Origin of the sequence: Pseudomonas sp. HY2-MNA-CIBAN-0224, assembly GCF_040310285.1 — a bacterium.
Classification (GTDB): Bacteria; Pseudomonadota; Gammaproteobacteria; order Pseudomonadales; family Pseudomonadaceae; genus Aquipseudomonas; species Aquipseudomonas helleri.
Window position 1 is genome coordinate 1 of record NZ_JBEOPQ010000037.1, and the last position, 11,650, is coordinate 11,650.

The 11,650-nt window shown below is 57.3% G+C and carries 13 protein-coding genes and 1 other RNA gene; 9 read left to right on the forward strand and 5 right to left on the reverse strand.

Annotated features, from left to right (window positions below):
- Positions 1 to 89 precede the first annotated feature (89 nt).
- Positions 90 to 1,130 (reverse strand): NADP(H)-dependent aldo-keto reductase, encoded by a 1,041-nt coding sequence (locus tag AAEZ03_RS16615; protein ID WP_123751350.1) that lies wholly within the window; start codon positions 1,128 to 1,130, stop codon positions 90 to 92.
- A gap of 246 nt (positions 1,131 to 1,376) precedes the next feature.
- Here AAEZ03_RS16615 and rplM point away from each other — a divergent pair, with 246 nt between their 5' ends.
- From rplM to AAEZ03_RS16650, 7 genes are all read left to right on the forward strand, one after another.
- The gene (gene rplM, locus AAEZ03_RS16620; protein ID WP_047273761.1) at positions 1,377 to 1,805 is read left to right on the forward strand and encodes a 50S ribosomal protein L13; all 429 of its coding nucleotides are present in this window, start codon (positions 1,377 to 1,379) and stop codon (positions 1,803 to 1,805) included.
- 14 nt (positions 1,806 to 1,819) lie between these two features.
- Positions 1,820 to 2,212: a 30S ribosomal protein S9 gene (gene rpsI / locus AAEZ03_RS16625; RefSeq protein WP_205889778.1), complete on the forward strand. Its 393-nt coding sequence runs from the start codon at positions 1,820 to 1,822 to the stop codon at positions 2,210 to 2,212.
- Between the two features lie 255 nt (positions 2,213 to 2,467).
- Positions 2,468 to 3,061, forward strand: coding sequence for a ubiquinol-cytochrome c reductase iron-sulfur subunit (petA, locus tag AAEZ03_RS16630; RefSeq protein ID WP_048389909.1), 594 nt, complete (start codon positions 2,468 to 2,470; stop codon positions 3,059 to 3,061).
- Positions 3,061 to 4,272 carry a cytochrome b gene (locus AAEZ03_RS16635; protein WP_048367207.1) on the forward strand — a complete coding sequence of 404 codons (1,212 nt, stop codon included), beginning with the start codon at positions 3,061 to 3,063 and terminating at the stop codon, positions 4,270 to 4,272. Before petA ends, AAEZ03_RS16635 begins: the two co-directional genes overlap by 1 nt.
- Positions 4,272 to 5,051: a cytochrome c1 gene (locus AAEZ03_RS16640; RefSeq protein WP_350580085.1), complete on the forward strand. Its 780-nt coding sequence runs from the start codon at positions 4,272 to 4,274 to the stop codon at positions 5,049 to 5,051. The genes AAEZ03_RS16635 and AAEZ03_RS16640 overlap by 1 nt, the downstream gene beginning before the upstream one ends.
- 185 nt (positions 5,052 to 5,236) lie before the next feature.
- A complete protein-coding gene (locus tag AAEZ03_RS16645; RefSeq protein ID WP_048389907.1) occupies positions 5,237 to 5,854 on the forward strand; it encodes a glutathione S-transferase N-terminal domain-containing protein in 618 nt (205 codons plus the stop codon).
- A gap of 17 nt (positions 5,855 to 5,871) precedes the next feature.
- On the forward strand, positions 5,872 to 6,285 hold the full coding sequence (locus AAEZ03_RS16650; RefSeq protein ID WP_123751353.1) for a ClpXP protease specificity-enhancing factor: 414 nt from the start codon (positions 5,872 to 5,874) through the stop codon (positions 6,283 to 6,285).
- Positions 6,286 to 6,351: 66 nt separating this feature from the next.
- Here the strand turns inward: AAEZ03_RS16650 and AAEZ03_RS16655 are convergent, their stop codons facing one another.
- The 4 genes from AAEZ03_RS16655 to AAEZ03_RS16670 form a co-directional block, all read right to left on the reverse strand.
- Positions 6,352 to 6,933, reverse strand: coding sequence for a BON domain-containing protein (locus AAEZ03_RS16655; protein WP_048367202.1), 582 nt, complete (start codon positions 6,931 to 6,933; stop codon positions 6,352 to 6,354).
- Positions 6,930 to 7,523: a phosphoheptose isomerase gene (locus AAEZ03_RS16660; RefSeq protein WP_048367201.1), complete on the reverse strand. Its 594-nt coding sequence runs from the start codon at positions 7,521 to 7,523 to the stop codon at positions 6,930 to 6,932. Before AAEZ03_RS16660 ends, AAEZ03_RS16655 begins: the two co-directional genes overlap by 4 nt.
- Positions 7,524 to 7,660: 137 nt before the next feature.
- Positions 7,661 to 8,023, reverse strand: a complete 363-nt coding sequence (locus tag AAEZ03_RS16665; protein WP_048367199.1) for a YraN family protein — start codon at positions 8,021 to 8,023, stop codon at positions 7,661 to 7,663.
- Positions 8,023 to 9,795, reverse strand: coding sequence for a penicillin-binding protein activator (locus AAEZ03_RS16670; protein WP_350580090.1), 1,773 nt, complete (start codon positions 9,793 to 9,795; stop codon positions 8,023 to 8,025). The genes AAEZ03_RS16665 and AAEZ03_RS16670 overlap by 1 nt, the downstream gene beginning before the upstream one ends.
- 236 nt (positions 9,796 to 10,031) lie before the next feature.
- On the opposite strand from AAEZ03_RS16670, the gene rsmI reads away from it, so the two are divergent.
- Positions 10,032 to 10,886: a 16S rRNA (cytidine(1402)-2'-O)-methyltransferase gene (rsmI, locus tag AAEZ03_RS16675; RefSeq protein ID WP_048367196.1), complete on the forward strand. Its 855-nt coding sequence runs from the start codon at positions 10,032 to 10,034 to the stop codon at positions 10,884 to 10,886.
- A 129-nt stretch (positions 10,887 to 11,015) separates the two neighbouring features.
- Positions 11,016 to 11,369: RNase P RNA component class A (gene rnpB / locus AAEZ03_RS16680), an RNA gene on the forward strand.
- Positions 11,370 to 11,650: the final 281 nt, after the last annotated feature.

Consider the following 11,650-nt stretch of genomic DNA (forward strand, 5'->3'; position numbering starts at 1 on the left):
TTAAACCGCTGTGTAGGGGCGAGCTTGTCTCGCGATCTTTTAAAGATCAAAAGATCGCGAGACAAGCTCGCTCCTACAGGGGGATAGGGTCAAGGCGCCGGGTTTGGTTGCTCTTTGTGGATGGCTTCAATGCCCGCGAGCACTTCATCCGAGAGCTTCAGGTCGGCACTGGCGATGTTGCTTTTCAGTTGCTCCAGAGTGGTGGCGCCAATGATGTTGCTGGTCACGAACGGTTGTTGGGTGACATACGCCAAGGCCATTTGTGCCGGATCCAGCCCGTGTTCGCGGGCCAGTGCGACGTAACGCTCGCTGGCGGCAACCGACTGCGGGTTGGAATAGCGCGAAAAGCGGCTGTAAAGGCTCAGGCGGCCTTTTGCCGGGCGGGCGCCGCCGTTGTACTTGCCGGTCAGCATGCCAAACGCCAGCGGCGAGTAGGCGAGCAGCCCGCACTGTTCGCGGATGGCGATTTCCGCCAGACCCACTTCAAAGCTGCGGTTGAGCAGGTTGTAGGGGTTCTGGATCGACACCGCGCGTGGCCAGCCACGGCTCTCGGCCAATTGCAGAAACTTCATGGTCGCCCACGGGGTTTCGTTGGACAGGCCGATGTGGCGGATTTTGCCGGCTTTGACTTGTTCGTCGAGGGCTTCGAGGGTGTCCTCCAGCGGGGTGAAGTCTTCGTCGGCTTTGTGCGTGTAGCCCAGTTGGCCAAAGAAGTTGGTGCTGCGCTCGGGCCAGTGCAACTGGTACAGGTCGATCCAGTCGGTTTGCAGGCGCTTTAGGCTGGCGTCCAGCGCTTGCACGATGTGGGTGCGGTTGTGTTTCAGGTTGCCGTCACGGATGTAGTCGATGGTGTTGCCCGGCCCGGCAATTTTGCTGGCCAGTACCCAGTCGGCACGGTCACCGCGGGCTTTGAACCAGTTGCCGATGTAGCGCTCGGTGGTGGCGTAGGTCTCGGCTTTGGGCGGGACGGGGTACATCTCGGCGGTGTCGAGGAAGTTGATGCCGGCGTTTTTCGCGTATTCGATTTGCTCAAAGGCTTCATCTTGGGTGTTTTGCTCACCCCAGGTCATGGTGCCGAGGGCAATGGCACTCACGTTGAGGTTGCTGCGGCCTAGCTGGCGGTAGTCCATCGGTCACTCCTTCGGGGAAAGAATCATAAAAGCAGGTTGTAATTTTTTGCGCAATCTGGATAATCGTCGACCTCTTTCTGCAGTGGAAGTGATGCGCCGCCTGCCGAAGAATCTTGCCGTTGAACGGACGCGCTGACCCGAGCCCCCGATAGCGTCTGTACCCGGCTGCCTTTGACTTGTCAAAGTACGCACTATTCAGTAAGATCCGCCGTCTAATTTACAGGGCGGCCCCTGAGGCTATAAAGAATGAAAACTTTTACTGCTAAACCAGAAACAGTAAAGCGCGACTGGTTTGTCGTCGACGCTGCTGGTCAGACCCTGGGTCGTCTGGCCACCGAGATCGCGAGCCGTCTGCGTGGTAAGCACAAGCCTGAATACACTCCGCACGTTGACACCGGTGACTACATCGTTGTTATCAATGCTGAGCAGATTCGTGTTACTGGTGCTAAGACCTCTGACAAGATGTACTACTCTCACTCCGGTTTCCCGGGCGGGATTAAGTCGATCAACTTCGAAAAGCTGATCGCTAAAGCTCCTGAGCGCGTGATCGAGACCGCGGTTAAAGGCATGCTGCCTAAGAACCCGCTGGGTCGCGACATGTACCGTAAGCTGAAAGTCTATGCGGGCGCTGCTCACCCTCATACTGCTCAGCAGCCCCAAGAACTGAAGTTTTAACGGAATAGTTCATTATGTCGGCGACTCAAAACTACGGCACTGGCCGTCGTAAGACTGCAACCGCACGCGTTTTCCTGCGTCCGGGTACTGGCAACATCTCCATCAACAACCGCTCCCTGGACAACTTCTTCGGCCGCGAAACTGCCCGCATGGTAGTTCGTCAGCCGCTGGAACTGACCGAGACTGTTGAGAAATTCGACATCTACGTTACCGTTATCGGTGGCGGTGTAAGTGGTCAAGCTGGCGCAATCCGCCACGGTATCACTCGCGCTCTGATGGACTACGACGAGACTCTGCGTAGCGCTCTGCGTAAAGCAGGCTACGTAACTCGCGATGCTCGTGAAGTTGAACGTAAGAAAGTCGGTCTGCGTAAAGCGCGTAAGCGTCCGCAGTACTCGAAGCGTTAATTCGCAGCTTCGTTCAAAAAAGCCCAGCCTCCTCACGGAGCTGGGCTTTTTTTATGGGCGCGAAAAAGTTGCTGTGACAACGTGCCACATCCGCCAACTGCCTGTGCTGCAAGGGCTGCAGCCTGTCCCTCCCGGTAATTACCTTGTTTTAGTGGGGTCTTTTCATTACCATTCGGCAAAATTTTTATAAAGATTAGTTTGCTACTTACTAGATGCCTGATTTAACAGGCCGCAAAGCTGATGGGAGAGGACGGAATGAGCAAAGTCGACGTTAATGTCGGTCGGCGTCGCTTCCTCGTGGCAGCCACATCCGTGGTGGGTGCTGCAGGAGCGGTGGGGGCGGCGGTCCCGTTCGTGGGGTCATGGTTCCCCAGTGCCAAGGCCAAGGCCGCTGGTGCGCCGGTAAAGGTCAATATCGCCAAGGTCGAGCCGGGCCAGCAAATGGTTGCAGAATGGCGTGGTCAGCCAGTGTTCATCGTCCGCCGAACAGAAGAAATTCTGGCCAACTTAAAGAAAATTGATGATCGGCTTGCGGATCCAGACTCCAAACAGTCAGATCAACCGACCTACGTAAACCCCGAATTACGCTCGATCAAGCCTGAAATCCTGCTGCTGATCGGCATCTGCACCCACTTGGGTTGCTCGCCTACTTTCCGTCCTGAAGTGGCCCCTGCCGACCTTGGCAAGGATTGGGTGGGAGGGTATTTCTGCCCGTGTCATGGTTCGCACTATGACTTGGCGGGCCGCGTCTACAAGGCTCAGCCTGCCCCGCTAAACCTGCCTGTGCCGCCTTATTACTATGAGTCGGACAACGTTATTGTCGTTGGCCTTGATGGGGAGACCGCGTAATGAGCAAGTTCATGGATTGGATTGATGCTCGCTTCCCGGCCACCAAAATGTGGGAAGACCACCTCAGCAAGTACTACGCACCGAAGAACTTCAACTTCCTCTACTTCTTTGGCTCCCTCGCCTTGCTGGTGCTGGTCAACCAGATCGTCACGGGCGTGTGGCTGACCATGAGTTACACGCCGACGGCAGAGGACGCGTTTGCCTCTGTCGAATACATCATGCGTGACGTCGAATACGGCTCGATTCTGCGCCTGTTGCACTCCACCGGTGCGTCGGCGTTCTTTATCGTGGTGTATCTGCACATGTTCCGAGGCTTGCTCTACGGCTCTTATCAGAAGCCGCGCGAGCTGGTCTGGCTGTTCGGCATGATGATTTATCTGGCCCTGATGGCAGAAGCGTTCATGGGCTATTTGCTGCCATGGGGGCAAATGTCCTACTGGGGCGCCCAGGTGATCATCTCGCTGTTTGGCGCGATCCCGGTGATCGGTAATGACCTGACGCAATGGATCCGTGGTGACTACCTGATCTCCGGTATTACCTTGAACCGCTTCTTCGCGCTGCACGTTGTCGCGCTGCCCATCGTGATTTTGGGGTTGGTGGTGCTGCACATTCTGGCGCTGCATGAAGTGGGTTCGAACAACCCTGACGGCATTGATATCAAGAAGTACAAGGACGAGAACGGCATCCCGCTGGACGGCATTCCATTCCATCCGTACTACACCGTGAAAGACATTGTCGGCGTAGTGGTGTTCTTGTTTATCTTCTGTTCGATTGTGTTCTTCTTCCCTGAAATGGGCGGCTACTTCCTCGAAAAGCCGAACTTTGAGCAAGCTAACGCCTTCAAGACACCGGAGCATATTGCCCCCGTCTGGTACTTCACGCCGTTCTACGCGATCTTGCGGGCCATCCCGGACAAGCTCATGGGCGTGATCGCCATGGGCGCTGCGATTGCGGTGCTGTTTGTGTTGCCTTGGCTGGACCGCAGCCCTGTTAAATCCATGCGCTACAAAGGCTGGATGAGCAAGATCTGGCTGTGGGTGTTTTGCATCTCGTTCGTGATTCTGGGCGTGTTGGGTGTGTTGTCGCCGACCCCGGAGCGCACGTTGTTGTCGCAGGTGTGTACGTTCCTGTACTTCGCCTACTTCATTTTGATGCCGTTCTACACCCGGCTTGAGAAGACCAAACCGGTTCCGGAAAGGGTGACTGGCTGATGAAAAAGTTATTTGCCGTATTAATGCTCGCGATGATGCCGGTGCTGTCCTTTGCGTCCGAACAGGGCGTGCAACTGGACAAGGTCGACATCGATGTTTCTGACAAGGCTGCGTTGCAAGATGGCGCGCGTACCTTTGCCAACTATTGCATGGGCTGTCACAGCGCCAAGTTTCAGCGTTACGAGCGGGTGGCTGACGATCTGGGGATCCCCCACGATGTCATGCTCAAGAATCTGGTGTTCACCGGCGCCAAAATTGGCGACCACATGAACATCGGCATGCAGCCAGAAGACGCCAAGGCGTGGTTTGGCGCGGCGCCGCCCGACTTGACCCTGGTGGCTCGCGTGCGTGGTACAGATTGGCTCTACAGCTACCTGCGTTCGTTCTATGAAGACCCGTCGCGCCCTTGGGGTGTGAACAATACGGTCTTCCCGAATGTGGGCATGCCGAACGTGCTTGCGCCGCTGCAAGGGCGTCAAGTTATCGGTTGCAAGCAAGTACAGATCGTCGAAGACGGCAAGAAGCAGTATGATCCGCTCACCGGCACGCCTTTGACACATGAAGCGTGCGACCAGCTGACAGTGTTGCCCAAGACCGGCACGCTGACTGAAGAGCAGTTCGACGAGAAGATCCAGAACCTTGTGACCTTCCTGGCCTATTCGGCTAACCCGGTGAAGCTGGAGCATCAGCGCATCGGTGCGTACGTGCTGCTCTATCTGGCCTTCTTCTTCGTCTTCGCTTATTTGCTCAAGCGCGAATACTGGAAGGATGTGCACTGATACCGTTACATGCATTGCTGTTAATCGTGCGCGCCCAAGGGTGTCTCTAAAAAGGTAACAGTGCAGGACACGGCGAAAGCGGGGCCAACTTGGCCCGCTTTCGCGGTTCTGCTGTTATGGGAGGCATTTCTTGGGCGCGTTCGTTTTTCCGCTCCTGATAATTTCAACAAGCGAGGAGGACCGCCATGGGCGTGACCAATCGGTTGGCCTGTTACTCCGACCCCGCCGACCACTATTCCCACCGAGTACGCATTGTGCTCGCCGAGAAAGGTGTCAGCGCCGAGATCATCAGTGTGGTGGCGGGTCGTCATCCGCCAAAACTGATCGAAGTGAACCCGTACGGCAGCCTGCCAACTCTGGTCGACCGCGACCTGGCGTTGTGGGAATCGACTGTCGTGATGGAATACCTGGATGAGCGTTACCCGCATCCGCCGTTGTTGCCGGTGTACCCGGTAGCCCGGGCCAACAGCCGTCTGCTGATGCACCGGATCCAGCGTGACTGGTGCAACCTGGTCGACTTGATCCTCGATTCGCGCACCAAAGAGCCAGCACGCGTGCAGGCGCGTAAAGAATTGCGCGAGAGTCTGACGGGCGTGTCGGCATTATTTGCAGACAAACCTTTTTTCCTCAGTGACGAGCAAAGTCTGGTCGACTGCTGCCTATTACCGATACTCTGGCGCCTGCCTGTTTTGGGTATTGAGTTGCCGCGGCCTGCCAAGCCGCTGCTTGACTATATGGAGCGCCAGTTTGCGCGTGAGGCTTTCCAGGCAAGCTTGTCTGGTGTCGAACGCGACATGCGCTAAGGCTTTAGGAGCCCTTGATGAATTCAAGTCGACCTTATCTGGTGCGTGCGCTCTATGAGTGGATTGTGGATAACGATTGCACTCCGCACTTGCTGGTTAAATCGGACTACCCGAAGGTGCAAGTGCCTCAGGGTTTTGCCAGTGACGGACAGATTGTCCTGAACGTATCCCCGAGCGCCGTGCGTAACCTGCACATGGACAACGAAGCAGTCAGCTTTGACGGGCGTTTTGGAGGTGTGCCACACACGTTGTACGTGCCGGCAGCTGCCATTCTGGGCATTTACGCCCGGGAAAACGGCCAGGGCATGATGTTTGATCTTGAGGAAGCGTTTGACGCGGATGACGAGATTGAGCCGGACGACGACAGTCCGCCGCCAGACACCGAGCCGCCGCGTCCTAGCGGACGGCCAAGCCTCAAAGTGGTGAAGTAACAAAAAAGGCGACCTGCAGAGGTCGCCTTTTTTATGGTCGCTGTCCCGTCCTGTAGGAGCGAGCAATCAGTCGATGTACTCAAAGAGTTTGACGATCTTCTGCACGCCGGACACGCCTTGCACCAGGTTGGTAGCGCGAGCGGCTTCTTGCTGGGTGACCAGGCCGAGCATGTAAACAATGCCGTTCTCGGTCACGACTTTGATGCGCGAGCCCGGAATGGCGTTGTCAGTCAGCATTTGGGTTTTGATCTTGGTGGTCAGCCAGGCATCGTTGTTGCGCGCCAGAATCGAGGAGGGCGCCATGACTTGCAGTTCGTTGTTGACCTTTTTGACCCGCTGCACAGCCGCAGCGGCTTGTTCAGCCTGGGCCTTGAGGTCGGCGCGTGGGGTTTGGCCAGCCAGCAGCACGATGCCGTTGTAGCTGGTGACCACGATGTGCGAGCCGTTATCCAGATCCGGGTTGGCCTTGGCGACGTTGACGGCCACTTTGGTTTCAATCAGCGAATCATCGATTTTGCTGCCGAACGTGCGGGTGCCACGGTCGTCTTCAATCGGTGTGTCACGGGTAGCGGTCAGTACTGAACTGCAACCCGCGGTCAGGCCGAGGCACAGCGTCAGGGCCACGAGGCTAAGGCGCTTAAAAGTCATTCTTCACTCCCAAACAGTTGGCTGTCGATCAAATCGCACAGGCAGTGGATCGCCAGCAGGTGGACTTCTTGAATACGTGCAGTGACAGTGGATGGGACGCGGATTTCCACGTCCTCGGGCAGCAGCAGCGAGGCCATGCCGCCGCCGTCACGGCCGGTCAGGGCGACCACGATCATTTCGCGATCATGCGCCGCTTGAATGGCCTGAATGATGTTGGCCGAGTTGCCGCTCGTGGAGATCGCCAGCAGTACGTCGCCGGGTTGGCCGAGGGCGCGGATCTGCTTGGAAAAAACCTCGTTGAAGGTGTAGTCGTTTGCGATCGAGGTGATCGTCGAGCTGTCAGTGGTCAATGCAATGGCAGGCAAGCTTGGGCGCTCGCGCTCAAAGCGGTTGAGCAGCTCGGACGAGAAGTGCTGGGCGTCACCGGCTGAACCGCCGTTGCCGCACGAGAGCATTTTGCCTTCGTTGAGCAGGGCGTTGACCATCACTTGGCTGGCAAGCTCGATGTGCGGAGCAAGTACCGCCATCGCCTGCTGCTTGGTGTCGATACTGGCCTGAAAAAGCTGGCGAATCCGGGATTGCATGTCCATCTATGTGACCTTAATTAGGGCGGCTGGTCGGGCGTGATTCAGGTGTTCCTGAGTGACTTCCCGGCACAAAAATGTGCAGCCCGCAAAGCAAAGCAAAATCGTTTTAAAAAGGGTGCTGAAATTGGCCCTGCAGCGTTTTAGCTGTCAAAGGCGTTCCGTAGCCAGTTCAAATGAGGTGTTGCGCTATCCATGGCTACCACGTCGAATCGGCACGGGTAGTTGGCCCAGCGTGATTCGCGTTGCAAGAAGTACTGGGCGGCCATAATCAGCTTCTGACGCTTGCGAGCATCAACGCTGGCGAGTGCGCCACCCCATTGCGCATGTTGTCGGTAACGAACTTCGACGAATACTACTGTATCGCCGTCAAGCATGACCAGATCCAGCTCGCCGCGCTTGCATAGCCAATTTTGCGCCAGCAAGCGTAAACCGTGTCGCTCAAGATGCCGCAGCGCAGTGCGCTCGGCATCTTTGCCTGTTTGCTGGCTTGAGCGATCGGGCATCAGTTGGGTGTGTCAGGCAGGCGATGAATCTGCCCGTTGGCGAACTCGGCCCATGGCAACTGACGCTGAATGTGTTGGCTGGAGTCCATGCTGAGGCTGCCGGACAAGCCGTCGACACGGTTTTCAGGCAGTGCCTTGAGCTGGCCCAGGCGCGACGACAATTCGAAAGCGTCTACGCCCATGGCGTATAGACGGCCCAGGCTACCACCGGCTTGTGGCCATTGCGCTGCTACTTGCTGGCGCAGTGGGTTGGCGGTGTCGAGCAGCCAAGGGGTTTCGCAGAAGCGGATGCCGTTCATGTCGTTGTACTGGTTCTGGTCGCCGCTGGCACTGAAGACGTGCGAGGTGGCGTAAACCGGGATGTCACCGGCGTACTGGTAGTTCAGGGTCGGTTTGATCTGTTGGGCTTGCTGCGGTGTTGCGGCCAGGAAGATGAACTCCATGTCCTGACGGCGCGATGGCTGGCCAGAGCCGCCAGCGTTACGCAGTTGCACCAGGTCGGCAACCTGTTGTGCCAGGGCAACCGGCTTGTCGATGTGCTCGACACCGACAATGGTGCCGCCGTTGGCTTCCCATTCCTGACGGAAGGCTTTGAGTACGCGGTCGCCCCATTCGCCTTGCGGCATCATGGCGCCTGCGCGAGTCAGGCCGTCGGCATGGGCACGGCGAGCCACTTCACGAGCTTCGTCTTCAGCCGCCAGACCAAACTGGAACAGTTGCGCCGGGCCTTGACCGCCTTCGCTGTAGTTCAGGGCCAGGGTAGTAATCGGCAGTTGCTGGTGCATGTTCAGTTGCTTGACCAGGGATTTCTCCAGCGGGCCGACCACCAGTTGCACGCCATCGGCCTGGGCCTTGCGATAGAAGTCATCCAGCGAGGTCAGGCGCGAGCTGTCATAGAACTGAACGCTCGGCGGGTTTTGACCTGCTTGCTGTGCCTGATAGTAGGCCGCCATGAAGCCGTCGCGCAGTGCTTTGCTTACAGAGGCCAGTTGGCCGTCTTGAGGCAGCAGCAGGGCGATCTTAGTCAGCGGTTGGCTGGCCAGTTCCTTGAGCTTGATCAGCGTGGCTGGCAGTTGAATGGCTGCCGGGTGCGCCGGGTTTTGTGCGCGCCATTGATCGATGGCGTTTTGCTGGTCTTGCAGGCTGCTGGCGCTCTTGATGGCCAGCGCCAAAGACATCCAGCCGCCCAGTACGCCAGGCTCGGGCGTGCGCAACTGGTCAGCCGGCAAGGCGGCAACCAGTGCCCAGATGGCCTCGTTGTTGCTGTTGGCGGCCTCGCCGGTCAGGCTCTGGCTCATGGCAATACGCTCGCGCGCGGCGGCCAGGGTTTGACCGTCAGCCTCCAGTGCCAGGGCGCGAACCTTGTGGGTGCGCATTTGCAGGTCGGCCGGCATCTCGTTGAGGCGCGAGACGCTTGGGTGGTTCAGGGCGACCAGCGCGTCTTTGGGCTGATTGCGGCTCATCGCCAGTTCAGCGGCCAGGGTGCTGGCAAACACTTGTTGTGCAGGCTTGAGCTGATCCAGCGGCACTTGCGCCAGAATTTGCGCAGCGCGCTGGTTGTTGTGTTGACGTATGGCAAGGTCGGTCGCAGACAGGCGCAGCAGCGCTGCTTTTTCCGGGTCCTTGCTCGCAGAGGCCTCTTGCAGCAGCTGTTCAAGGCTGGCATCGGGCGTACGTGGGAGTTCGCCAAGGCTGGACGAGGGCGAGCTGGCGCAGGCCGCCAGCAAGGCAGCGAGGCAGAGGGCAGTGAACAGCCGCAGGCAAGCGATCATGTAGTGTTCCTGATACTCGAACAAAAGAGTGGCGAAGTGTACCCAAGCGCTGGCCGGGACGCGATCTTACTGGTGATAAAGCTTCACTTTAGATGAGTTCTGGCCACTGCGATGGGCAGTGTTTTGCCGGTTGAGACTTTTGGCCGCTCCTTTAAGGGTGCGTCCGGCCAGGCTCTACGCGTTACAATGGCGCCTTTAACTCTCATGAGGTGCGCGTTTTGACTGCTCCAGGTGCTTTGAATTCCGTTGTTGGCTCACTTTATGTGGTGGCCACGCCCATCGGTAACCTGGACGACATCAGTGCGCGTGCGCTCAAAGTGTTGCGCGAGGTATCGCTGATCGCGGCCGAGGACACGCGCCACTCGCTGCGCCTGATGCAGCATTTTGGTATCGCGACGCCGCTGGGTGCCTGTCATGAGCATAACGAGCGGGATGAAGGTAATCGCTTCATCCAGCGCTTGCTCGCCGGTGAGGACGTGGCGTTGATCTCCGACGCGGGTACGCCGCTGATCTCTGATCCGGGCTACCACCTGGTGCGCCAGGCACGTGCGGCCGGGGTCAAAGTGGTGCCGGTGCCGGGTGCGTGCGCTTTGATTGCCGCTTTGTCGGCCGCGGGCTTGCCCTCTGACCGCTTTATCTTCGAAGGCTTCTTGCCGGCCAAGGCGGTGGGTCGTCGCTCGCGTCTGGAGGCAGTAAAGGAAGAACCGCGCACGCTGATTTTCTATGAGGCGCCGCACCGCATTCTGGAGTGCCTGCAAGACATGGAGTCGGTGTTTGGTGCTGATCGCCCGGCATTGTTGGCGCGGGAGCTGACCAAGACCTTTGAAACTCTCAAGGGCTTGCCTTTGTCCGAACTGCGCGCTTTTGTTGAGGCAGACAGCAATCAACAACGTGGCGAATGCGTGGTGCTGGTTGCTGGTTGGACAGCTCCCGAGACAGATCAAGTTGTCAGCAGTGAAGCCATGCGCATTCTTGATTTGTTGCTTAAAGAAATGCCGCTCAAGCGTGCTGCTGCATTGGCCGCTGAAATAACCGGTGAGCGCAAGAACGTGTTGTACCAAGTTGCGCTTGATAAGCAGAAAGCAGAATAACGAATGGTGGCATTTAGCCTTGATTTAACAGTCGGGCTTTAAATAGAGCCGCTGAAGTTTGATTGCCGGGCGAGATTACACGCTTTAAAGCTTGTTCTATACGCTGCGTACAGTTAACCTTCGCGCCGGAGAGTCGATTGGACAGTCGCTGCCCTCTATGAAAATTAGGGGGGGGAGGAAAGTCCGGGCTCCATAGGGCGAAGTGCCAGGTAATGCCTGGGAGGCGTGAGCCTACGGAAAGTGCCACAGAAAATAACCGCCTAAGCGCTTCGGCGCCGGTAAGGGTGAAAAGGTGCGGTAAGAGCGCACCGCACGTCTGGCAACAGTTCGTGGCTAGGTAAACCCCACTTGGAGCAAGACCAAATAGGGTCCCAAGGCGTGGCCCGCGCTGGGACCGGGTAGGTTGCTAAAGATGTCCAGTGATGGCCATCGTAGACGAATGACTGTTCAAGACAGAACCCGGCTTACAGATCGACTCTCCACCTTTTTCCCCCTGCTTGTTTCGCAAGCAGACAGGCATGTAGAAATACTCGCTTCACCCCCCTCGCTTTAGTTGCATGAAGAACCGCTCATCTTAATGTCAAAAAAACCTCACTCTTAAGAAGCCACTTTAAGTTTGAAGTCCTGCGCATTGAATTAGCTGCGGATCGCCCCTCCAAAAAACCTTTCGCTTATTGCTGTGCGTCTATTTACCCACCTAAATCTCCGTAATGTAAGGATTTTCCTTCGGGCCGCGCCTTGACGGTGTGGTAGGGGCATTCCTA